Raw genomic sequence first — 25,251 nt, forward strand, 5'->3', positions numbered from 1 at the left:
TTCCGTTGATAGTAAATACTGCGTTTCCTCCTGAACATGTAGACATATTACTACTTAGTGTTACTGTTGGTGTTGCGCTAATGGTAACGGTTTCGGTAGCACTTAATGTTCCTGAGCAACTTGTTGTTGGATTGGTAACATTGGTTACTATTATTGTTTGGTCTGTAGTGATTCCTGATACTGTTATTACTGCTGTTCCCGAAGCATCTAAAGTGACAGGACTTACTGGCGAACCTACTATTCCTGTGTAATCTACTATATCGCCTGCTGTTCCGTTGATGGTGAATACTGCATTTCCTCCTGAACAGCTTGTCAAATTACTACTTAGTGTGACTGTTGGTGTCGCACTAATGCTTACAGTTTCTGTGTTGTTTAATGTTCCTGAGCAACCTGTTGTTGGATTGGTAACATTGGTTAGTATTATGGTTTGGTCTGTAGTGACTCCTGCTACTGTGATTATTGCTGTTCCGGAAGCATCTAAAGTGACAGGGCTTGATAGCGAACCTACTATTCCTGTGTAATCAACAATATCACCTGCTGTTCCATTAATCGTGAATACTGCGTTTCCTCCAGAACAGGTTGTAGAATTACTACTTAGTGTAACTGTTGGTGTAGCACTAATGCTTACAGTTTCTGTGTTGTTTAATGTTCCTGAGCAACTTGTTGTTGGATTGGTAACATTGGTTAATGTTATTGTTTGGTCTGTAATTACTCCTGCTACTGTGATTACTGCTGTTCCGGAAGCATCTAATGTAACAGGACTTGTTGGAGAACCTACTATTCCTGTATAATCTACAATATCGCCTGCTGTTCCATTAATCGTAAATACTGCGTTTCCTCCAGAACAGGTAGACATATTACTACTTAGTGTGACTGTTGGTGTCGCGCTAATGCTTACAGTTTCCGTAGTATTTAATGTTGCTGAGCAACCTGTTGTTGGATTGATAACATTGGTTACTATTATTGTTTGGTCTGTAGTGACTCCTGCTACTGTGATTACTGCTGTTCCGGAAGCATCTAAAGCAACAGGGCTTGTTGGCGAACCTGCTACTCCTGTGTAATCTACAATATCGCCTGCGGTTCCGTTAATCGTGAATACTGCGTTTCCTCCAGAACAGGTTGTAGAATTACTACTTAGTGTGACTGTTGGTGTCGCGCTAATGGTGACAGTTTCCGTGTTGTTTAATGCTCCTGAGCAACTTGTTGTTGGATTGGTAACATTAGTTAGTGTTATTGTTTGGTCTGTGGTGACTCCAACTACTGTAATTACTGCTGTTCCGGAAGCATCTAATGTGACAGGACTTGTTGGAGAACCTACTATTCCTGTATAATCTACTATATCACCAGCTGTTCCATTTATCGTAAATACTGCGTTTCCTCCAGAACAGGTTGTAGAATTACTACTTAGTGCGACTGTTGGTGTTGCATTTACTATAACATCCACAGTATCAACACCTGTAAAAGTCGAACCATTACAATTAGTATATGCTACTTCTACCGTAAAAGTTTCATCTGCTGTAGGACAAACATTAATACTTGGTGTATTTCCTATACTTACTCCACTACCATCATACCAAGTTATATTATAATTTGGTGTACCATTTGGAGTGAAACGCCATGCTTCGTTTGTTGCTATCCAATTACTAGTATTCCTTCCAGGTGGAGAAACCGCTTCAGTACCAGCGTCATTTTGTATACCAACGACCGCATTTCCAAAAACCCAAAAATCACATGTTGGTTTTTCCTCTATATAAACTTCAATAGTATTTGTTCCTTCATATAAAACCATCATTTGAGTAGTTATTAAAGTAGAACAATTAAATTGAGGAACATTATAATAAGATGCAACAAACCTTCTACAAGGTGCTACTCCTTGAATTTCCCAAGCAATTTCATGAGTTCCACCACTAGAACTAGCACTAAGGTCATGGCCTGCACCAAAAATATTTCCTTCCCTTAAAGCTTCATCTGAATTATTTGGCAAAGTACTAGCAAAAATAAAATCAGAACCTCCACCTGCATTAATTGTTTGAAAACTTAGAGTACCATTAATACCAACAAGCAACTGATTATAAGTACTTCCGAAAAAACAAAAATCAAAAGGAATAGTTATTACACTAGACCACAAATCCTCTCCTGTGAAAAACAACTGATTTGTTAAACCTGAAAAAGAGGAAGGAGGAGAAAAAGGTATGGCAGTAACATCATAAGATGTAGTTTCTCCTGTTTCAAGAAAAGTCGCAGTCAAATCGGCACAACCTGTTGAACAATTTAAATCTATTTGAGATGGTCCAGCATCTACATTTGCGCAACCAGGAGCTTGAGACCACATAAAGTGAGTAAAGAATACATAAACAAGAAGTAAAAATCTCTTCATAAAAAAAGGTTATATATTTTTTATGCAAGCACAAAAAAGGGATACACCATACAATTTACTCAATATAAAGTAATTACATCTAAAAATTAAGTAAAAAAAACGAAATCAATTATAAATTAATTATGATTTAATTCAAACCATAACAAATGGGAATTACTTATCTTTGCTAATTATAATTATTATTATTTTTAATGAAACTGGATAGCAATTTAGACGAAATTAACGCATTAGGTGACGACCATATTGGTACATCTACAAACACTCCAATGCGTGAGGACGCATTTGAAATTTCAAATGAGGAAAAAATAGATATTATTAAAGCCGATGTTAAACATATTATGGAAACATTAGGTCTTGATTTAAACGATGATAGTCTTAAAGGCACTCCTAACAGAGTAGCTAAAATGTTTGTTAAAGAAATTTTTAGTGGTTTAGACCCTAGAAACAAGCCTAGTGCTTCTACTTTTGATAACAAATATAAATATGGAGAAATGTTAGTAGAAAAAAACATAACTGTTTATTCTACTTGTGAGCATCACTTATTACCAATTGTAGGTCGAGCGCATGTAGCATACATTTCTAACGGAACCGTTGTTGGTTTATCTAAAATGAATAGAATTGTAGATTACTTTTCAAATAGACCACAAGTACAAGAACGTTTAACCATTCAAATTGTAAAAGAATTACAAAAAGTTTTAAACACAGAAGATGTTGCCTGCGTTATTGATGCCAAACATTTATGTGTAAATTCAAGAGGTATTAGAGATGTAGATTCTAGTACAGTAACGAGCGAGTTTGGTGGTAAATTCAAAGAAAAAGAAACTCGTAGAGAATTTTTAGATTATATTAAATTAGACACTACTTTTTAGTAGTTAAAGTAAACAGCCTACTTTATGCAAACCTTACAAAAGCAAAACATAGAAATATACAATTCCCTTTCTGGTAAAAAAGAAAAATTTGAACCCATTACAGATGGTTATGTTGGTATGTATGTATGTGGACCAACGGTTTACAGTAATGTACACTTAGGAAATGTTAGAACATTCATGTCTTTTGACATGATTTTTAGATACCTATTACATTTAGGATATAAAGTACGCTATGTTAGAAACATTACAGACGCTGGACATTTAGAAAATGATGCAGACGTTGGTGAAGATAAAATTACTAAAAAAGCAAGATTAGAAGCCATTGAACCTATGGAAATTGTACAGCGTTATACTGTAGATTTTCATAATGTTCTAAATACTTTTAACCTTCTTCCTCCTAGTATTGAACCTACAGCAACAGGTCATATTATTGAGCAGATTGAACTTATTCAATCTATTATAGATAATGGTTTTGCTTATGAAGTTAACGGTTCTGTTTATTTTGATGTACACAAGTACAATCAAACAAACGATTATGGTATTTTAAGCAAGCGTAAGTTAGATGATTTAATTCACAACACACGTGAATTAGATGGACAGAGCGACAAGAGAAATCCGCAAGATTTTGCTCTTTGGAAAAAAGCCGAACCTACACACATTATGCGTTGGCCTTCTCCTTGGAGTGATGGTTTTCCTGGTTGGCACTTAGAATGTACAGCAATGAGCACCAAATATCTTGGAGAGTATTTTGATATTCATGGAGGCGGAATGGATTTAAAATTCCCACATCATGAATGTGAAATTGCACAAAACAGAGCAGCAAAAGGACAAGATCCTGTAAAGTACTGGATGCATGCTAATATGCTAGAACTTAATGGAGCTAGAATGAGTAAATCTTCAGGAAACTATATCAATCCTGCCGAATTACTTTCTGGTAAAAACAACATTATGTCTAAAGCATACAGCCCTAGTGTTGTTCGTTTTTTCATGATGCAAGCTTCTTACCGAAGTGTTTTAGATTTAACAGATGCTGGTTTACAAGCTAGCGAAAAAGGTTTCCATCGCTTAATGGAAGCAGTAAATTCTTTAAAAACGTTACCTACATCTAAAGAAACATCTAAAAACACCAAAGAAACTTTAGCGATTTTAGAAACTAAGTTTTACGAAGCAATGAATGACGACTTTAATACACCAATATTAATTTCTTGGTTATTTGAAGGAGTTACCACCATTAACAAATTAAAAGCTGCAAATGAAACTATTTCTAAAGAAGACTTAGAAGCATTCACTAAATTAATACATGCGTTTGTTTTTGATATTTTAGGATTAGAAAATAACATCGAAACTAATTCTGGAACAGAAAAACTTACAGGTGCTGTAGATCTTTTAATTAAATTACGTCAAGAAGCCAGAGCAAACAAAGACTTTGCTATGTCTGATAAAATTAGAGATGAATTAGCAGAAGTAGGCATTAACCTGAAAGATGGTAAAGATGGCACTACTTTTACTACAAATTAACAGTATTGTCATTCCTACGAAAGCTGGAATGTATATTTAAAAATTTACGTTCAATTAATAAAGTTCCTGTTTTCGTAGGAGTTACCAATGAAGAAACTTTTAATCGCACCTTTCTTATTTTTAATCAAGGTATATCAAACACTGATTTCACCTTTAACACCTTCTACCTGTAGGTTTCAACCAACATGTTCGCATTACACTAAAGAAGCACTACAAAAACACGGTTTATTAAAAGGAGGTAAATTAGCTTTAAAAAGAATTTTTAGTTGTCATCCCTGGGGAAAATCTGGTTACGATCCTGTTCCTGAAAAGGATGACAACTAAAAAAATCACTAATACGCATACTCTCCTATTCCCTTAAAAGTTTACTATACATTTTCTTTAAAGGACATTATTGCATTATAACATACAACCTTCTGCAAACAAAAAACTTCAAAAAAAATAACATTTCATTAAGCCAGGTTTCTTTTTAATCCATTTGCAATTGTCTATATTTACCATCACAAAATAAACTCTATGCATTTTTTAACTTTCGATTGGAATCCGATAACAGGTATTGACATTATTGGTAATTTCAAACTACATTTTTATAGTGTTATGTGGATTATTGCTTTCCTTTTAGGACTGCAAATCATGAAACGTATTTTTAAAAAAGAAAATATTAATCCAGATTATTTAGATCCTCTTTTTTTATACACCATAATAGCAACCATGCTTGGTGCACGTTTAGGACATGTTATTTTTTACCAATCGGAACTTATATCACAAGACTTTTTTAGCATCTTTTTACCATTTCGATTTGTACCAAAATTTGAATTTACTGGTTTTCAAGGATTAGCAAGTCATGGTGCAGCAATAGGAATTATTATTGGTATGTATTTATACCGAAGAAAATACAAGTACAAGTCTTTAATGTGGATTTTAGATAGAGTTGTAATTCCTGTGGCAAGTGGAGCTATTTTTATTCGTTTAGGAAATTTTATCAATTCAGAAATTATAGGAAAAGTTACAGATTCTGCCTTTGGAGTTCGTTTTATTCAAGAAGAATACAACCAATATGAAGCGGTTAAGTTAACAGGAATGAAAACACCTAAAGAAGCATATAATGCTATTGCTAATAATCCACAATTTCAAAATTTACTAGACGCTGTACCTTTTAGACATCCAGCACAACTGTATGAGTCTTTTAGTTACATATTTGTATTTTTAATTCTATGGTTTTTTTATACTAAAACCAATAAAGGCAATCAAACAGGTTTCTTATTTGGTTTATTTTTAATAATGCTTTGGACTGTTCGTTTCTTTGTAGAATTTGTAAAAGAAGCACAAGTAGATGATCGTGCCACTTGGGCTTTAAATACAGGACAATGGTTAAGCATACCATTTATTTTAATTGGTTTATATTTTATGTTTATTTATAAACCTAAAACGAAAGTAATTTAAATACCATAAGCTTAGCTCGAGCGCAGTCGAGAAGTCTTATTTTTCTATTTTAAAACAGGTATCGACTGCGAGCGACCAAACACGTATATGAAACTAAGAATATTTGCTACGCTTCTTCTGTGCTCTATAGTATTTTTAAGTGCTTGTAAAGAGCAGAAAAAAGACATAAAACCTATTGAAATACCTTTTAAAAAAGAAGGTAGTCTTACTATTTACAAAGCTGCTACAGATTCTATAGTCACGCAATTAGATATAGAAATTGCAGACACAGATTACGACATACAAACAGGTTTAATGTACCGAAATGCTATGCAAGAAAAACAAGGTATGCTATTTGTTTTTCCGACCATGCGTGAACGTTTTTTTTATATGAAAAACACTAGAATTCCACTAGACTTAATTTATTTAGACCACAATAAACACATTGTTAGTTTTCAAGAAAACGCAACTCCTTTTGATGAAACCTCATTACCTTCAAGAGTTCCTGCTCAATATGTTTTAGAAATAAATGCTGGATTGGCTCAAAAATGGCTTTTAGATGTTGGAGACAGAATACAATATACAGAAACAGCTAAATAAAAACTTCTTTTTTTCTCTTACTAACAAAACATAGTTAACCTTAAATAAGACAAAAGTGTAAAACGCATTTTATTTTACTTTAAAATACCAGTTACCAGGTAGTTAACTAAATATTTTTTTCATTACTTTTAAGATGCTAATCAATTTTAAATGTCATGAAAAAACTAACCACATTACTCTTATTTCTAATTAGTATACATTGCTTTAGTCAGGAATACCACACTATTGATAATCTAATTTTTAAAGAAAAAGCCTACCAAATTCAGGCTAAATTTAATGATAGTGATTTCAATATTAAAATAGCCAACACAGAAAAACACGAAGAAAGCTTAGGAATCACTTACAGTGTTGAAAGTATAACATTTCAAACGATTGTCATTCAATTAATTAAAAAAATAGATGATAATATAGCTGATGATTATAAGGCTGATGAAAATGATTTAAAAACGGTAGAAAACGTTTTACCTAAAGTTTTAAAGAAGAAAAAAGCTTTACGAAGCTTAACTGAAATTATAGATGGAGAACCTGCGCAATATTCAGGAAAAATAACTTTAAACAATGAGGTTAAGTTAACTAAAAGCTCTGACAAATGCTCTAACATTGGTCAGAACCAAGCTAATATCGCTAAAACGGATGATGTTATTAATATTAAAAAAGCCTATATCAATTTTTTTAACAATAAGGCTTCAACTATCGTATTAGAAGGATATATAAACGAAGATGAAAACGAAAAAGTAACTGTAGTTAATAATAACTTTAGCGTTCCTATTCGTTATTTTAATAATTATGGTAGTAAAAACAAATTTAGTGTTAGTGAAAACAAATGCTACAAGATTGACTATAATGATGTGTTTGCTTTTGACTCTGACCAACACTTTAATTATTCCGTTGCTAATACAGAGTTACATTTTGACAAAGAAAATTTAGAGCAGCAAGTGATGCAAAGACAATTTTTTGATTTTTTCACAGCGGTTTTATATACCGATGTTATGGCTTTTGATAATAACAATAGCAACAGTCTTGTTAATGCGCAAGCTAAATTACTTTTACCATTAAATCAGAAAAACTCAACTATTAAAAACGCTAATTATACGCTTTTTAGACAACTAATTGCAGAAGCAAACATTGCTCTTTATAATGGTTCTAACGACTCCTTTAGAACTATTGAAATAACGCAAAGTACCGCAAACAATATAACAACCAACACCGCTTTCAACCATTTTGATTTATTAACCAAAAATAATATAAATGGAAATTTAGCAGTAGATATTTTATCGCATGAAGCAAAGCGTTTTTTCTCTTATATTTCTTTAGGCTACCAAGGAGCTTTTTATAGAACTGCTCTTAAAGTATCTTCGGTAAATTCTGGTGAAGGAGATGCTGCTAAAGACAATGAAAATATATCTTCATTAATATCTACCAGTCATGGTCCTTATGTGAATATAGAAATAAGACCACAAACCAATTTTGGTGCAGACGTAAGTCTTAGCCTAAATAAACTCTCTTATAGTGGATCTAACACTATAGATGATATCAATTTAAACGAGACTATATTAGACGATGGTGTTGAACATTTTGGATTTCAATATAACATTGTTAATATCAAGGCTGATTTTTACTGGCTGACAAATCCTAATAAAGGAAAAAAAGGTGGTGTTTTTGTGCGATTAGGTGCTTATTATCATACACAGAATTACCAAGTGCATCCTCAGTTGATGGTTGGTTATGCTACTAACTTAACTTCGTTTGTAAACAAATTTAGTCCAACTAAATAAGCCTCGCGTTAAGGATTGATGCGGCATCCTTTTTTGCCATGAAAAGCAAAAAAGATATAGCGAAAAGCCTGACGCTACGTAGTTGTTACGTAGTAGCGTAACGCCCAAAATAAAAAAAACATAAAAAAAACCTTTCTGCATAACACAGAAAGGTTTTTTTATATAAAGGGTTGTTAGTTGCTTATGCTTCTAATTCTTCTTCTTTTTCTTTTGCTTTTAAAGCATCCATAGCGTTTCCTCTTTTTACAGAGTCATACATTACTGGAGTTGCAATAAATAGTGATGAATATGTACCAACAACAACACCAACAATTAATGCAAACATAAATCCTCTAATAGAATCTCCACCAAAAATAAAGATTGCTAATAACACTACTAATGTTGTTAAAGAGGTATTTAAGGTTCTACTTAATGTACTGCTTAATGATGCGTTAATTACTTTATCAAAATCCCAAGTAGTATGCTCGTTAAAGAACTCTCTAATTCTATCAAACACAACCACTGTATCATTTAATGAGTACCCAATAACGGTTAATATGGCTGCAATAAATGCTTGGTCAATTTCCATTGTAAATGGCATGAATTTGTAAGTAAGTGAAAATACACCTAATACAATTAATACATCATGAAATACTGCTGCTACTGCACCAAGAGAGAATTGCCATCTTTTAAAACGGAATAAGATATATAAGAATACTACGATTAAAGATCCTAAAATTGCCCAGAAAGATGCTTTTTTAATATCATCTGCAATAGAAGGACTTACTTTATAAGACTCCATTACACCAATTTGTTTATCGTCATCATTAAGATTAATAAACGCATCATAACTTATGTTAGATAAATGCGGTTGTAATGCATTAAATAATTTTTGTCTTATTTCTTCATCTACTTCTGAAGAAGCTTCGTTAATTTTATATTTAGTAGTAATTTTTACATCATTACTATTACCAATAAGTTTTGCATCTGCGCTTCCAAACACATCTTGAGAAGAAAGTATTTCTGAAATTTCTGATGCGCTCACTGGTTGCTCAAAACGAACTTGGTATGTTCTACCACCAACAAAATCTACACCTTGATCTAATTTGTTTGTAAATAAAGATCCTAAACTTAATACAATAAATGCTCCTGAAATAATGTAAGCAATTTTACGTTTTTTCAAGAAGTCAATATTTATGTTTCTAAATAAGTTTTTAGTTAAACCTGTTGAGAATTCTAATTTCCCACCTTTACCAGCATACCAGTCTATTAATAATCTAGTAATAAAAATTGCTGTAAATAATGAAGTTGCAATACCAATAATTAATGTAGTTGCAAAACCTTTAATTGGTCCTGTACCAAATACAAATAAAATTAAAGCCGTTAAACCTGTAGTTACGTTGGCATCTAAAATAGAAGAAAGTGCGTTAGAAAAACCATCTTTAATTGCTGTAGCTTGATCTTTACCTTTAGCAAGCTCTTCTCTAATACGCTCAAAGATAAGTACGTTTGCATCTACAGACATACCAATTGTTAATACAATACCTGCAATACCAGGAAGTGTTAATACAGCTCCTAAACCAGAAAGTACACCAAACATTAAAAGTATGTTTAATGCCATTGCAATATCTGAAAATAAACCTGCTTTACCATAGTATAAAATCATCCATAGTAACACTAAACTTAAAGCAATAGCAAAAGACATTTTACCACTATCAATAGCTTCTTGACCTAAAGATGGTCCTACTACATCACTTTGAATAATTTCTGCTCTTGCTGGTAATTTACCTGCTCTTAAAACGTTTGCTAAATCGGTTGCTTCATTAAGTGTGAAGTTTCCAGAAATTTGTGAGTTACCACCTGCAATTGCTCCTGTTGTTACTCCAGGTGCAGAATATACTACGTTATCTAAAACAATAGCAATTTGACTTCTTTGTGTAAAAGCTCTTCCAGTCATTTCTTCCCAGATTTTAGCACCTTTACTATTCATTTGCATGCTTACAAGAGGTTTTCCTAATGGATCATAATCTTGTCTTGCATCTACAACAACGCCACCACCTAATTCTGGTACGTTTTCTCTATTACCAATTAAAGCGTATAAGTCTACTAACTCGCTATCTCCTTTTTGCTTACCAAAAGCAAATTTTACATAACGTTGTTCTGCAGGAAGTAAGTTTCTTACTTGTGGTAAGTTTAAATACTCACTAATAGTTTCTTTGTCTTTAATATTAACTAAAGCAATTGCTGCTGGATCTGGAGAAGCAATTAATTTATCTAAAAGCGGATTTGCTTGTACTGCAGTAGAATCTGGATCATCACCTAAAAGGTCTGCAATTTTATCTTCTTCAGAAGTAGCTTCTTTTACTTCTTCTGTATTTACTTGGTTAGACTTTTCAATACTTTTAATAGTTTCATTTGCTTGTGTTAAAAAGCTTCCGAAAAGATTTTTGTTATATACATCCCAAAATTCTAATTGTGCAGTACTTTGTAATAATTTTGTAGCACGCTCTGCATCTTTAACTCCTGGTAATTCTACTAGAATACGACCAGAACTTCCTAAACGTTGAATGTTAGGTGAAGTTACACCAAACTCATCAATACGTTTACGTAATACCTCAAAAGCAGAAACAATAGACTCATCAATTTTTCTTGAAATAACTGGTTTAACCTCAGCATCTGTCATGTTTCCGTCAATTTCACCATCTAAAGCTCTTGTATAGAAAATATCTGGTGAAGCTAATTTAGTATCTCCTTTTATAGCCTCAAAAGAGTTATAAAAATCTTCTAAATAAGTATTCTGACTGTTTTTTTGTAATTCTGAAGCATCGTCTAATGCTTTATTAAATGTAGGATCTGTTGTATTATTAGCTAATCCTTTTAATATGTCTTTTACAGAAACTTGTAAAATAACGTTAACTCCACCTTTAAGGTCAAGTCCTAAGTTCATAGCATTTTCTTTTACCTCATTGTAGGTATATTTTGCTATTCCAATATTATAAACTTCTTTGTTAGAAAGAGAATCTAAATACTTACTCTCTTTTACAGCATCTCCATTTGCAAAAGCTTCTGCATCGCTTTCAATACTACTGTTTTTTAACGTGAATGATAATTGGTAAATACTTACCAAACCAAACAATAGTGCAAATAATTTTACTAATCCTTTGTTTTGCATTTTTATATTTTTTTATGGTCTATTTTAATACCTATTTCGAGTACTCGAAACAGGAGCGCAAATATATCATTTACGCATTTCTTTTTGACATTTTTTTATATTTAAATAAGATTTTGGGTTCTTTTAGTAGGCATTATTGCTTTGTAACTAAAAGAACTACCTTTTTATGAAGTTTGTTTTGTGCAAGGTCCTGCTCTAACTTCTGGTATTTTATAGGAAGTATGGTCTATTGCTATTGCAATATTTGTGTGTACTTTATAGGCTACTTGTGCATAAGCCGTTAGTTCTTCTTCTTGAAGTAAACAAGCTGAAAAATACACATTAGGATTAAAGTAACGATCACTTTCTATCTTAGGCTCTAAAGCTACTTTACCATCAAACCCAGAACTAGCATTCTTTGCATCTTGTATTTTATAAACGTCTAGATTATATGCGTCTTTAGATACAGGTACTTTAGGATAGTCTTTATTGTTTTTGGAAGTATAATCTATAGCTAAGCGTTCTTTATTAGAAAGCTTATTTTTAATACTAACAACATCCGCATCACTATAATACGTAATTTTCAGTTGTCCGTTTTCAATTTTAGAAACATGAATATTATCTACACCAAAGTCTACTAATTGTTTTTTTACAATAGCAACGGTGTTTTCAATTTCATTAGAAGAAATGGCTGTGTTAGAAAACTGTAGTACAATTTTCTGATTTGGCATAGCTGTTTGCTCTTTACTAATATAACCTAGTAAAGCAAAAGCAATAATTAAAGTACAGATGTACCACTTTTTCATGCGCAAATATACACTATTCTTAACTGTCTTATCTAATATGCATAATACCTGCAGTTAATGGTATTATGTTTTTATTTATGTTTTGCCAAATATAAAAAATAAAGACTGTATTTCTACAGTCTTTATATAAATATTAATGACAACCTATTGGGTTAATAAAAACCTTAAGGTTAGTATTTTACTTTTTACAGTTCTAACAATCCGTTAGTAGCTTTTACACCTTCTGCAGATTCTGCTAATTTTTCTTTTTCAGCATCTGTTAAGCTAATTTCAACAATTTTTTCAATTCCGTTAGCTCCTAATACACAAGGAACACCAATGGATAAATCGCTTAAACCAAATTCTCCGTCTAATAATGCAGAACAAGGGAAGATTTTTTTAGTATCACAAGCAATAGCTTGCACCATTCCTGATACTGCTGCTCCTGGAGCATACCATGCAGATGTACCTAATAAACCTGTAAGTGTTGCACCACCAACTTTAGTATCTTGTACTACTTGGTCCATACGTTCTTCTGATAAAAACTCAGAAACTTTTACACTGTTTCTTGCTGCTTTACCAATTAAAGGCACCATACCTTTATCACTATGTCCACCAATTACCATTCCGTCAACATCGCTAATAGGAGCTCCTAAAGCTTCTGCTAATCTGTATTTAAAACGAGCAGAGTCTAAAGCTCCTCCCATTCCAATAATTCTGTTTTTTGGTAAACCTGTAGTTTTGTGTACTAAATATGTCATAGTATCCATTGGGTTAGACACTACAATAATAATTGTATTTGGTGAGTGCTCAATTAAGCTAGCAGATACCATTTTTACAATTCCTGCGTTAATACCAATTAACTCTTCACGAGTCATACCTGGTTTTCTAGGAATTCCTGAAGTAATTACACAAACATCAGATCCTGCTGTTTTAGCGTAATCATTTGTACTTCCTGTAATTTTTGTATCAAAATTATTTAATGATGCTGTTTGCATTAAATCCATTGCTTTACCTTCAGCAAAACCTTCTTTAATGTCTAAGATTACAACTTCACTAGCAAAATTTTTAATAGCAATATATTCTGCACAACTTGCACCTACTGCTCCTGCTCCTACTACTGTTACTTTCATTTTTTATATTTTAAATTTGTGTTGAATTTTAATAACTGTAAAATTAATAATAATTAATGTTTTAAAACAGAAAAAGCGCAAGTGTTTTACTTGCGCCTTTAATATCTATAGTCTATTCTTTTATTAACTCCCTATATTTATATCTATTGGTCCAACCCATTCTGTTCTAGCACCATCTAAACATACAGATCTAATATAAAAATCATAATTTGTATTTTGCGTTAAGGTATAAAGTGGCCATCCACCAGTATCTGAAGTATAAATAGTTCCTGAGTCTGGAGAATAATTATTTAATACCACAACGTGTTCAAAGTTAGTTTCTCCATTGTAATCCCAACGAAAAACGGCTCCTATAGCTTCACCAAAACCATTTCTTTCTACTTCTGTTGTAATATTAGAAGGTGCATTACATAAATTTTGATCATTTTCTGCGTAATAAGTTACAGGACCTTCCCAGTTACTAAAACCTAAGTTGTTAGTACAAAATGATCTTACATAAAAATCATAAGTGTTTCCTGAAACTAAAGCTGCATCAGATGTACTTTCATCATTTGTTGTTATTACCTCTCCATTTCCGATTTGAAATCCTTGATTTCCGTATTGCAATTGAAAGTAAGAAGCGTTTGTTTGATTGTAATAGGTACTCCAATAAGCGGTTCCGTTTTGCACACTAAAATCATATGGTTTTTCACAAAAGTCATCAATGCTTAAAACAATAGGTCCTTGCCAATCGGTTAAATCTCCATTGGTACATTGAGCTCTTATGTAAAAACTTAATGTTTGATTGTTTTCTGCATAAAAGGATAAATTTTCATCATCAATACTTGCATTTGAAGCATTTGTAGTTGTAAAACTGTAATTGAAAAATAAATCATTTCCTTGACCAGCCACACTAGTTGTTTGGTCGTATCCTATCTCATAATAATTAAAAGCATTTTGAGATTGGTAATTAAAATTTAAAGTATTCCCATTTTGCGAAACACTTGTTAAGCTTACAGTACCACAAGTACTAGAATCGTCTCCATTAGAATCACTAGAACAACCTTGCAATACAAGAGAAACACAACTTAATAACAACAATAATTTTTTCATTTATATATCCTTTTTTTTAATTGGTTTGCTAAACTAATATTATTTTAATAGTATGGATACTAATTTGTAAAAATATTTTACAAAATAAACACAATATCATAAAACATCTCCTTTTACTACACAACTACTACAAACCAACTTTTACGCAGTTGACATAAAGAAACTTGATTAATACTATTCGCTTCTTAAACGCGTGTATAGATGCTAAAACAAGAAGTGTTTCTAGAAACACTTTCAAGTATTTATAAGGAAAGAAAACTTGGTTTTTCTTCTTTTTTTTATGTAGCTAAACAAAAGCTAAAACAGTAAAAATGCAACTATTTTATTTAACCAATTCAAAATAAGATACAAACAAAAAGCCTGTAAAGTTTCATTACTTTACAGGCTTTTTAATTATTTAAGAAAAAAAGAACTATGCGTCAATATTTGCATAGATGGCATTTTTTTCAATAAAATCTCTACGAGGAGGTACTTCGTCTCCCATTAACATAGAGAATATTCTATCTGCTTCAATTCCGTTTTCAATATGTACTTGACGTAATGTTCTAAATTCAGGATTCATTGTTGTATCCCAAAGTTGTTCTGCATTCATTTCCCCAAGACCTTTATATCTTTGAATTTTTGAAGATTCTCCAAACTTCTCCATAATAGCTTGTCTTTCTTCATCATTCCAAGCATATTGTTTTTTTGCACCCTTTTTTACTAAGTATAAAGGAGGAGTTGCAATATAAACGTGACCATTTTCAATTAACTCTTTCATATAACGGAAAAAGAACGTTAAAATTAGTGTTTCAATGTGAGAACCATCAATATCGGCATCACACATGATTACAATTTTATGGTATCTTAATTTTGAAAGGTTTAATGCTTTACTATCTTCTTCTGTACCAATAGTTACACCTAAAGCAGTAAAGATATTTTTAATTTCCTCGTTTTCAAACACCTTATGCGTCATGGCTTTTTCTACATTTAAGATTTTACCACGTAATGGTAAAATAGCTTGAAATGCTCTATCACGACCTTGTTTTGCAGTTCCACCTGCCGAATCTCCCTCGACTAAGTACACTTCACATTTTGCAGGATCTTGCTCAGAACAGTCTGATAATTTACCAGGTAAACCACCTATACTCATTACTGTTTTACGCTGTACCATTTCACGCGCTTTTTGTGCTGCGTGACGTGCTTGTGCTGCAAGAATTACTTTTTGCACAATGGTTTTTGCGTCTTCTGGATGCTCCTCTAAATAATCAGATAACATTTCTGATACTGCTTGACTTACAGATGCAGAAACTTCACGGTTTCCTAATTTAGTTTTTGTTTGTCCTTCAAACTGTGGCTCTTGAACTTTTACAGATACAATTGCTGTTAGTCCTTCACGAAAATCATCTCCTGCAATATCAAATTTTAACTTATCTAACATTCCAGATTCATCTGCATACTTTTTAAGTGTATGTGTTAAACCACGACGGAAACCAGAAAGGTGCGTACCACCTTCATGTGTATTAATGTTATTTACGTAAGAATGTAAGTTTTCTGCATAAGAAGTATTATATACCATTGCAACTTCAACTGGCACACCATTTTTTTCTCCTTCAAAAGAAATTACATCTTTCATTAAAGGCTCTCTAGTAGCATCTAAAAACTGGATAAATTCTTTTAATCCTTCTTCAGAATGAAACGTTTCACCTTCAAAAGAACCATCTTCTTTTGTGCTTCTTTTATCTACTAAATGAATGGTAATTCCTTTATTTAAGTAAGCCAATTCACGCATTCTACTTGCTAGCGTATCATAATTATACTCTAGTGTTTGCTTAAATATTGTAGCATCTGGTTTAAAGGTTACTATAGTACCTCTTTTATCTGTATCACCAATAGCTTTTACAGGATAAAGCGCTTTACCTCTTTCGTATTCTTGTTCCCAAACTTTACCTTCTCTATAAACGGTTGCTGTTAAATGCTCTGATAATGCATTTACACAACTCACACCAACTCCGTGAAGTCCACCAGATACTTTATAAGAATCTTTATCAAACTTACCACCTGCTCCAATTTTAGTCATTACAACCTCAAGTGCAGAAACCCCTTCTTTTTGGTGTAAACCTACAGGAATACCACGACCATCATCTTCTGTAGTAATAGAGTTATCTTCATTAATGGTTACTGTAATATTATCACAATGACCAGCTAAAGCTTCATCAATTGAGTTATCTACAACCTCATATACTAAATGGTGTAAACCACGCACTCCTACATCTCCAATATACATGGATGGACGCATACGTACGTGCTCCATTCCTTCTAAAGCTTGAATACTATCTGCCGAGTATCCATCTTTATTAAACTCTTCTCTTTTTTCGCTCATTATTTTGAATACATTTTAGTTCGAATCAATATTTTAAAAATTCCGTTTTCACGGAAACCCAAAAGCAAACTTCCTCCTTTAAATCCTGTTAAAAAAACAAGTGCTTTTTTTACATAAAAAAAGACGCTTTGCAGCATCCTTTTGAATACAACCAAAGATACGAAATTAAAAACGTTTTTCAAGCTAATTTAAGCACAGAACAGAAAAATTATTAACATTTGTTAATTATTGAAAAGTGTCTTAAACAAGCTAAAAACTGCTTTAAAATCGATTTCTGTATTTTTATTTAAGAAGTAAAACTCTTAAAAACACAAAACCTCGCAGAAGCGAGGTTTTGAAACTATTTATTATAAAGAATTTAATCTAATCTATGCAAAATTTAAGACGTTGCATACGATTTATCATGTACGTTTGCTATAGCACGACCAGAAGGCTCATTCATGTTTTTAAATGCTTCATCCCATTCTAAAGCCGTTGCAGTACTACACGCTACACTTGCTTCTTGTGGCACGCTTAAAGCTGCTGCATCACTTGGGAAATGTTCTTCAAAAATAGAACGATAATAAAACTCTTCTTTGTTTTGAGGTGTTTGAATTGGGAAACGGAATTTTGCGTTTTCCATTTGCTCATCAGTCACTTCTTTTTCTACTATTTCTTTTAACGTATCAATCCAACTATAACCAACACCATCACTAAACTGTTCTTTTTGTCTCCAAGCTACGCTTTCTGGTAACATATCTTCAAAAGCCTTACGAATCACCCATTTTTCCATGCGTTCTCCATTAATCATTTTATCTTGAGGGTTAATACGCATTGCTACATCCATAAACTCTTTGTCTAAAAATGGTACACGACCTTCAATTCCCCAAGCAGCTAAACTTTTGTTTGCTCTTAAGCAATCATACATATGCAGCTTATCTAGTTTACGCACAGTTTCCTCATGAAACTCTTGTGCGTTTGGTGCTTTATGAAAGTATAAATATCCTCCAAAAAGCTCATCTGCTCCTTCGCCAGATAATACCATTTTAATTCCCATAGACTTAATAACTCTAGCCATTAAATACATTGGTGTACTAGAACGAATGGTAGTAATATCATAAGTTTCAATGTTATAAATAACATCTTTAACAGCATCTAAACCTTCTTGAATAGTAAATTTAATTTCGTGATGCACTGTACCAATATGATCTGCTACTTTTTGCGCTGCAGCTAAATCTGGAGATCCTTCTAATCCTACAGAAAAACTATGTAATTGCGGATACCAAGCATCTGAAGTATCATCACTTTCAATACGTTTTTGTGCATATTTTTTTGCAATAGCAGAAGTAACAGAAGAATCTAATCCTCCTGAAAGTAAAACACCATAAGGCACATCACTCATTAATTGTCTGTGTACTGCTGCTTCTAAAGCTTCTTTAACTTCTGCAATACTTGTTTCGTTTTCTTTTACGGCTTCATACTCACTCCAATCTCTGTTGTACCATTTTACAAACTCACCATCTTTACTTGACATATAATGTCCTGGAGGAAATAATTCAATTTTAGTACAAGTACCTTCTAAAGCTTTAAGCTCTGAAGCTACATAAAAAGTTCCGTTTTGATCCCAACCAATATATAATGGAATAATTCCCATGTGATCACGAGCAATAAAGTATTCGTCTTTTTCGGTGTCGTAAATTGCAAAACCAAAAATTCCATTCATATCATCTACAAAGTCTACTCCTTTTTCTTGGTATAAAGCTAAAATAACTTCGCAATCACTTTGTGTTTGAAAATCGTACTTTCCTTCAAATTGTTTACGTAACGCTCTATGGTTATATATTTCTCCATTTGCTGCTAGCACCAATTTTTTATCTGGACTAAATAATGGTTGTTTTCCTGATGCTGGATCTACAATTGCTAAACGCTCGTGCGCAAGAATTGCTTTATCATCACTATAAATTCCTGACCAATCTGGTCCACGATGACGAATGGTTTTAGACATTTCTAAAACCTGAGGTCTTAAATCTTCACTCTTTTGTTTAAGATCGAAAGCACAAACTATTCCACACATAATTATATATTTTTATTCTTTATTGTTTTATTGATGAAGCAAATATGCGAATGTTGTTTCATATTAAAAACACAAAACACTTAAATACCTACAAATTGAAACATAAAACATTCTATTTACAACAATATGTAATTATTATCAATATATTTACAGCTATTTTTTATTAAAATGTAAACTTCTTCTTATGGTTACGACTTTTAACATGATTTAAAACCTATATGGTTTATCTTTAAAAATTCATTTAACTAAAAAACACATTATGAAAACACCAACATTACTTTCAACAATCACCATGACACTTTTAATGCTTTTCACTTTAAACATTAGCGCTCAAGAATTTAAAGGGTTAGACAAAAGCCCAATGGATGCAGCTGCTTTTCCTACAGACTACAAAAACGCTAACAAACTAATAAAAGTAGTATACAGTAGACCTCAACTTAAAGAGAGAAGTTTAGAAAAATTAGCACCTAACGGTAAGGTTTGGCGTACTGGAGCTAATGAAGCTACCGAGTTAACTCTTTATACAGACATGATGCTTGGCGATACTAAAATTGCTGCTGGAACCTATACTTTTTATGTTATTCCTGGAGAAAAAGAATGGACTGCTATAATTAGTAAAGACCTTAATGTTTGGGGAAGCTACTTTTATAATGAAGACAAAGATGTTGCTAGAATTAGCGTTCCTGTAACCGAAGGAAAAGAATCTTTAGAATCTTTTTCTATTGCGTTTACCGAATCTGAAAATGGAGTTGATATGCACTTAGGATGGGATAAAGCAAGAATTGCTGTTCCGTTTACAAAATAAGCACTTTAGTTAGTACATAAAAAAAGCGTCTTGAAATTCAAGACGCTTTTTTTTATGGAATATTTAAATATTTATGAGTTTGTAAAGAGACTTTCCATTGCGGATTAGCCATTACAAAATCTACAATTTCAGGAACTACTTTATCCTTTTTACTCCACTCTGGCTGTAAATATAAAATACAATCTTTATTTACTTTTGCAGCTTGTTCTTGAGCAAACCTAAAATCATCTTTATTATAAATAATACACTTTAACTCATGAGCTTGTGCATACACCTCATCTGTAGGCAATTTATTCTTTTTTGGCGAAAGGCAAATCCAATCCCAAGTACCTGTTAACTTATAAGCACCAGAAGTTTCTATATGTACTTGTAAGCCTCTTTCTTTTAACTCTTTGGTTAACGGATCCATATTCCACATTAAAGGCTCTCCTCCAGTAACTACAATAGTTTTACTGTATTTGGCAGCATTTTCAGCAATTTTAATTGTTTCTGTTGCAGGATGTAATTCTGGCAACCAACTTTCTTTCACGTCGCACCAATGGCAACCTACATCACAACCACCAATTCTTACAAAATATGCAGCTGTTCCTTTATGAAAACCTTCTCCTTGAATGGTATAAAACTCTTCCATTAATGGTAATAGCAAGCCTTTATCCAATAACTCTTGTCTCTCACTTCTTGTCATAGTGCGCAAAGATAGTTATTTAAGCATGTAAAGTTAAAAAGCTAATCATTTAATTTTTCAGGATAAAAATTAAAGCAATTAATACAAGAACTCAATTGTAGGTTTTAGTTAAAAAGTTGCTAGTCTTTTTAAACGGTTTTACATGAAAGATTACTATTTTTATACAAATTTTAAGTACATCATGAGTAGACAGGACGAATTTTTTAAACATATAACAGAAGGAAACAAAACAAAAGGAGACTATATTACCTTAGGCTCTGCAATGCTAGATGGAGAAACCATTAAAGATGCTTTTGTAAAAGTACCATTAAAAACCATGAACAGACATGGCTTAATTGCTGGTGCTACAGGTACAGGAAAAACAAAAACACTACAAGTTTTATCTGAAAACTTAAGCGACAAAGGAATTCCTGTATTGCTAATGGATATTAAAGGAGATTTAAGTGGTTTGGCACAACCTAGTCCTGGACATGAAAAAATAGATGAACGTCATGAAAAAATAGGCTTACCTTTTGAAGCAAAAGGATTTCCTGTAGAAATCATGTCGCTTTCAGAACAAGAAGGCGTTCGTTTACGAGCTACAGTAAGTGAGTTTGGACCTGTTTTACTTTCTAGAATTTTAGACCTATCAGAAACACAATCTGGTGTTGTTGCTGTTATTTTTAAATATTGCGATGACAACAAACTGCCTTTACTAGACCTTAAAGACTTTAAAAAAATACTACAATACGCAACCCAAGAAGGTAAACAAGAATTTCAAGAAGCATATGGTAGAATTTCTACAGCATCTACAGGTGCCATTTTACGTAAGGTAATAGAAATTGAACAACAAGGAGGTGAATTGTTTTTTGGCGAAAAAAGTTTCGATATAGAAGACCTACTAAGAACCACAAGAGATGGTCGTGGTTATGTTAACATTATTCGTTTAACAGATATTCAAGATAAACCAAAACTATTTTCTACTTTCATGCTTAGTTTATTAGCTGAAATATACGAAACACTACCTGAACAAGGAGATTCTGGAAAACCAGAACTTATTATGTTTATAGACGAAGCACATTTAATTTTTAACGAAGCATCTAAAGCTTTATTAAACCAAATTGAAAGCATTGTAAAACTAATACGAAGTAAAGGGGTTGGTTTATATTTTGTAACTCAAAACCCTACAGATGTACCAGAAGGAGTACTTAGCCAACTAGGTTTAAAAGTACAACATGCCTTACGTGCATTTACAGCAAAAGACAGAAAAGCCATCAAGCTTACAGCACAAAACTATCCTGATACAGATTATTACGATACCGCAGAAGTACTAACATCTTTAGGTACAGGTGAAGCCTTAGTTTCGGCATTAGATGAAAAAGGTAGACCAACACCTCTAGCTGCAACCATGATGCGTGCACCAATGAGCAGAATGGATGTGTTAACAGAAACAGAACTAAATACGCTTTTAGACGACTCAAAATTAGTTATGAAATATAACGAGACCATAGATAGAGAGTCTGCTTATGAGATGCTAAATAAAAAAATAAAAAAAGCCGAAGAACTAAAAATAAAAGAAGACGAGAGAGAAGCAAAAGAAAAGGAACGCAAAAAAGCTTCTCGATCAAGCTCTAGTAAAAGTAGCACCAGAATGAATCCTATTGTAAAGGTACTTACAAGTGCTACATTTATACGCTCCGTTTTTGGGATTTTAAAAAAAGTAATGAAGTAACAAAACCTTCCGTATAAAAATAAAGTGCATTGCGCTTATTCAAATTAAACAAAACAAACAATTAACACTATTTCCGTTTTCACGGAAACAAAAAAACAAAACAAGCTTCCTGCTTTCTCAGGAAACACCTATGAAAAATACAATTTTTACCCTTTGCCTAGTAGCTATCTTTTTTACCTCATGCAAAAAAGAAGTAAACCCATTTTTAATTTCTAAAAATAATATTGGCCTTTTAACAGACTCTACAAAGGTAAAAGACCTGGAGACTGTTTTTGCTAATGATTCTGTGGTAAAAAGAATTAGTGGAGACGGATTTACAGGACGCATTAGCGACATTGAAATTTATGACAAAACAGGAAAACAATTATTAACCCTTTCGCCAAACCAAGATTTAGACTCTACAGCAACCATAAATACGGTTAAAGTTATAGACCAAAGATATAAAACAGAAAAAGGCTTAAACACAACCAGCACTTTTGCAGACATAAAAAATAATTATACCATTTCAAGCATACAAAACACACTGCGTAACATAGTCGTTTTTGTAAACGAAATAAATGCTTTTTTCACCATTGACAAAATGGAATTACCTGCAGAATTACGTATTGATATGAGTAAAAAAATTGAAGCTATTCATATTCCAGATAGCGCAAAAATTAAACATTTTATGATAGGTTGGTAAACTGTAGCAACAAAAACTACAAATACACCAAATACAACCTGGTAACCAAAAGAGCAAATGAATCCATTATTCGGTAAATTATTAACAGATCTAGCAAAGCAAAGACTTAAAGCTAGACAAGTGCCTATACCATATACCGAAAAACAAATTACACCAATAATCAACAACATTAAAGTAGAGTTTTCTCATGCTATAAAAGAGTATCTATTTATAATTATTGGTGTGTTTTCTGCAGGATTTGGATTAAAAGGTTTTTTGTTACCAAACCAGTTTATAGATGGTGGTGCAACTGGTATTTCACTACTACTACAAAACATCACCTCATTATCTCTTGGTGTTTTATTACTTATAGTAAACATTCCTTTTCTTATCTTAGGAACAAGAACTATAGGTGTAAAATTTGCCATTAAAAGCGTTATTGCAATTGCATTTTTAGCCATTGTAGTACATTTTGTAAATTACCCTATAATTACAGAAGACAAACTATTAATTGCTGTGTTTGGTGGTTTCTTTTTAGGCTTAGGTATTGGCTTGGCAATGCGTGGAGGCAGCGTAATAGATGGTACAGAAGTTTTAGCCATTTACTTAAGTAGAAAAATATCAATTACAGTAGGCGACGTTTTATTGCTTATAAATATTATTATTTTCTCTTTTGGTGCTTATGTTTTATCTGTAGAAACTGCGCTTTACGCTATATTAACTTATTTGTCTGCAGCCAAAACTGTAGACTTTGTAGTAGATGGTGTTGAAGAATATGTTGGTATCACTATTATTTCTGAAAAACATGACGAAATCAGAATTATGGTTACCGAAAAACTACTTAGAGCTTGTACAATATATGCAGGAAAAGGTGGTTTTGGTTCTAACGGAAAAAGCTACGACAAAGAAATTATCTATACTGTAATGACTAGATTAGAACTAGCTAAACTTTACACCGAAATTGATAAAATAGACAAAAATGCATTTGTAGTTATAGGTATTGTTAAAGATTTAAAAGGAGGAATGATTAAACGAAAGCCTTTAAAATAAAGCTCTATAACTATTTTACCATATTTATTATGAAAAAAAAATATACCATACAAAAAACACCATTTGTAGTACCAACTACAGACGGAAAAGTAATAGAAGAACACTTTGGCTTAGCTAGTGATAACAATGCACAAGTAAGCATAGCTCACATGGTTGCTCCTGCTGGATGGAGCGAACCTTTTCAAACTCCAGAATTTGATGAGTACACCTACATCATTAAAGGCAAAAAACAATTTATTATTGATGACGAAATTATTATTTTGCAAGCTGGAGAGTCTATTAAAATTAACAAAAACACAAGAGTTCAGTACTCTAATCCATTTACAACTGCCTGCGAATATATAGCTATTTGCCTTCCTGCATTTTCTATGGATTTAGTAAACAGAGAAGATTAAAATGAAGTTTATACCAAAAACCGTAGGCTTATTTATAAATACAGTAAGCTTTATTTCGCCTAAAACAGCTGGAAACCTAGCGCTTTCCTTATTTTCTAAACCTTTAAAAGGTAAGATTAAAGAAAAAGATTTTGATTTTTTAGACACTGCGTTTAAAGAAGAATTAGAGTATGAAGATTTAAACATCATGACATATAGATGGCTCGGAAAAAACAAAACCATACTATTAGTTCATGGCTGGGAAAGTAATGCTGCAAGATGGAAACCATTAATTAAAAACCTACAAGAACAAAATTACAACGTAATTGCCCTTGATGCTCCTGCTCATGGTCGTTCTGGTAGCAAACGCTTTAACGCTATTTTATATTCTGAATTTATACATATTGTTTCTAAAAAGTTTAATCCAGATGTTATTATTGGTCACTCTGTAGGTGGTATGGCAACCGTATTTTACCAACATAAGTACCAAAATACAGCATTAGAAAAACTAGTACTACTAGGTGCTCCTGCTAACTTTACAGGTGTTTTTAATCGCTATGTAGACATGATGGGTTACAACAAAAAAGTACATAAAAAAATAAGCGATATTGTAGTTGAAAAATATGGCCATGCGCCAGAATACTTTTCTGCAGCAGATTTTTCTAAAGAAATAAAAACCTCAGCGCTTATTATACATGATGAACGCGACAGGATCATTCCGTATCAAGACGCCATACATTTTGATAAAAATTATATCAACGCAAAACTAATAACCACACAAGGTTTTGGTCACTCTTTAAACAATGAAACCATTACAGAATACATTAATAAGTACATTGCTTATTAAAA

At 32.5% G+C, this 25,251-nt stretch carries 20 protein-coding genes; 12 read left to right on the forward strand and 8 right to left on the reverse strand.

Going from position 1 to position 25,251, the window contains the following annotated elements; all coding sequences use genetic code 11:
- Window positions 1-2,377, reverse strand: a 2,377-nt coding sequence (locus ACFSSB_RS14920; protein ID WP_379905720.1) for a beta strand repeat-containing protein, incomplete at its 3' end; no start/stop codon positions are given.
- Window positions 2,378-2,568: 191 nt separating this feature from the next.
- Here ACFSSB_RS14920 and folE point away from each other — a divergent pair.
- The 6 genes from folE to ACFSSB_RS14950 all read left to right on the forward strand — a co-directional run bounded on the left by folE (window position 2,569) and on the right by ACFSSB_RS14950 (window position 8,561).
- Window positions 2,569-3,246, forward strand: coding sequence for a GTP cyclohydrolase I FolE (folE, locus tag ACFSSB_RS14925; protein WP_379905722.1), 678 nt, complete (start codon window positions 2,569-2,571; stop codon window positions 3,244-3,246).
- Window positions 3,247-3,270: 24 nt separating this feature from the next.
- Window positions 3,271-4,764 carry a cysteine--tRNA ligase gene (cysS, locus tag ACFSSB_RS14930; protein WP_379905724.1) on the forward strand — a complete coding sequence of 498 codons (1,494 nt, stop codon included), beginning with the start codon at window positions 3,271-3,273 and terminating at the stop codon, window positions 4,762-4,764.
- 87 nt (window positions 4,765-4,851) lie between these two features.
- A complete protein-coding gene (yidD, locus tag ACFSSB_RS14935) occupies window positions 4,852-5,088 on the forward strand; it encodes a membrane protein insertion efficiency factor YidD (protein ID WP_379905726.1) in 237 nt (78 codons plus the stop codon).
- A 192-nt stretch (window positions 5,089-5,280) separates the two neighbouring features.
- The gene (lgt, locus tag ACFSSB_RS14940; RefSeq protein WP_379905728.1) at window positions 5,281-6,207 is read left to right on the forward strand and encodes a prolipoprotein diacylglyceryl transferase; all 927 of its coding nucleotides are present in this window, start codon (window positions 5,281-5,283) and stop codon (window positions 6,205-6,207) included.
- Window positions 6,208-6,294: 87 nt separating this feature from the next.
- The gene (locus tag ACFSSB_RS14945; protein ID WP_379905730.1) at window positions 6,295-6,786 is read left to right on the forward strand and encodes a DUF192 domain-containing protein; all 492 of its coding nucleotides are present in this window, start codon (window positions 6,295-6,297) and stop codon (window positions 6,784-6,786) included.
- A 155-nt stretch (window positions 6,787-6,941) separates the two neighbouring features.
- Entirely contained in the window at window positions 6,942-8,561 is a 1,620-nt protein-coding gene (locus ACFSSB_RS14950; protein ID WP_379905732.1) for a hypothetical protein, read from the forward strand.
- A gap of 181 nt (window positions 8,562-8,742) precedes the next feature.
- Here ACFSSB_RS14950 and secDF read toward each other — a convergent pair whose 3' ends face one another.
- From secDF to asnB, 6 genes are all read right to left on the reverse strand, one after another.
- Window positions 8,743-11,712, reverse strand: coding sequence for a protein translocase subunit SecDF (gene secDF / locus ACFSSB_RS14955; RefSeq protein WP_379905734.1), 2,970 nt, complete (start codon window positions 11,710-11,712; stop codon window positions 8,743-8,745).
- Window positions 11,713-11,876: 164 nt separating this feature from the next.
- Window positions 11,877-12,497 carry a hypothetical protein gene (locus ACFSSB_RS14960; protein WP_379905736.1) on the reverse strand — a complete coding sequence of 207 codons (621 nt, stop codon included), beginning with the start codon at window positions 12,495-12,497 and terminating at the stop codon, window positions 11,877-11,879.
- A 185-nt stretch (window positions 12,498-12,682) separates the two neighbouring features.
- A complete protein-coding gene (locus ACFSSB_RS14965; RefSeq protein WP_379905738.1) occupies window positions 12,683-13,609 on the reverse strand; it encodes a malate dehydrogenase in 927 nt (308 codons plus the stop codon).
- A gap of 123 nt (window positions 13,610-13,732) precedes the next feature.
- Entirely contained in the window at window positions 13,733-14,701 is a 969-nt protein-coding gene (locus tag ACFSSB_RS14970; protein ID WP_379905740.1) for a hypothetical protein, read from the reverse strand.
- A 412-nt stretch (window positions 14,702-15,113) separates the two neighbouring features.
- On the reverse strand, window positions 15,114-17,063 hold the full coding sequence (gyrB, locus tag ACFSSB_RS14975) for a DNA topoisomerase (ATP-hydrolyzing) subunit B (protein WP_379905742.1): 1,950 nt from the start codon (window positions 17,061-17,063) through the stop codon (window positions 15,114-15,116).
- Window positions 17,064-17,442: 379 nt separating this feature from the next.
- On the reverse strand, window positions 17,443-19,116 hold the full coding sequence (gene asnB / locus ACFSSB_RS14980; protein ID WP_379905744.1) for an asparagine synthase B: 1,674 nt from the start codon (window positions 19,114-19,116) through the stop codon (window positions 17,443-17,445).
- 259 nt (window positions 19,117-19,375) lie between these two features.
- On the opposite strand from asnB, the gene ACFSSB_RS14985 reads away from it, so the two are divergent.
- Window positions 19,376-19,921: a DUF2911 domain-containing protein gene (locus tag ACFSSB_RS14985; protein ID WP_379905746.1), complete on the forward strand. Its 546-nt coding sequence runs from the start codon at window positions 19,376-19,378 to the stop codon at window positions 19,919-19,921.
- Between the two features lie 52 nt (window positions 19,922-19,973).
- Here ACFSSB_RS14985 and ACFSSB_RS14990 read toward each other — a convergent pair whose 3' ends face one another.
- The gene (locus ACFSSB_RS14990) at window positions 19,974-20,606 is read right to left on the reverse strand and encodes a 7-carboxy-7-deazaguanine synthase QueE (RefSeq protein ID WP_379905748.1); all 633 of its coding nucleotides are present in this window, start codon (window positions 20,604-20,606) and stop codon (window positions 19,974-19,976) included.
- 181 nt (window positions 20,607-20,787) lie between these two features.
- On the opposite strand from ACFSSB_RS14990, the gene ACFSSB_RS14995 reads away from it, so the two are divergent.
- The 5 genes from ACFSSB_RS14995 to ACFSSB_RS15015 all read left to right on the forward strand — a co-directional run bounded on the left by ACFSSB_RS14995 (window position 20,788) and on the right by ACFSSB_RS15015 (window position 25,249).
- Entirely contained in the window at window positions 20,788-22,317 is a 1,530-nt protein-coding gene (locus tag ACFSSB_RS14995; protein ID WP_379905876.1) for a helicase HerA-like domain-containing protein, read from the forward strand.
- Between the two features lie 130 nt (window positions 22,318-22,447).
- On the forward strand, window positions 22,448-22,999 hold the full coding sequence (locus ACFSSB_RS15000; RefSeq protein WP_379905750.1) for a hypothetical protein: 552 nt from the start codon (window positions 22,448-22,450) through the stop codon (window positions 22,997-22,999).
- Between the two features lie 57 nt (window positions 23,000-23,056).
- The gene (locus tag ACFSSB_RS15005) at window positions 23,057-24,028 is read left to right on the forward strand and encodes a YitT family protein (protein WP_379905752.1); all 972 of its coding nucleotides are present in this window, start codon (window positions 23,057-23,059) and stop codon (window positions 24,026-24,028) included.
- Between the two features lie 29 nt (window positions 24,029-24,057).
- Entirely contained in the window at window positions 24,058-24,423 is a 366-nt protein-coding gene (locus ACFSSB_RS15010) for a cupin domain-containing protein (protein WP_379905754.1), read from the forward strand.
- A gap of 1 nt (window position 24,424) precedes the next feature.
- Window positions 24,425-25,249 carry an alpha/beta hydrolase gene (locus ACFSSB_RS15015; RefSeq protein ID WP_379905756.1) on the forward strand — a complete coding sequence of 275 codons (825 nt, stop codon included), beginning with the start codon at window positions 24,425-24,427 and terminating at the stop codon, window positions 25,247-25,249.
- Window positions 25,250-25,251: the final 2 nt, after the last annotated feature.

The organism is Lacinutrix gracilariae (assembly GCF_042684485.1).
Lineage (GTDB): Bacteria > Bacteroidota > Bacteroidia > Flavobacteriales > Flavobacteriaceae > Oceanihabitans > Oceanihabitans gracilariae.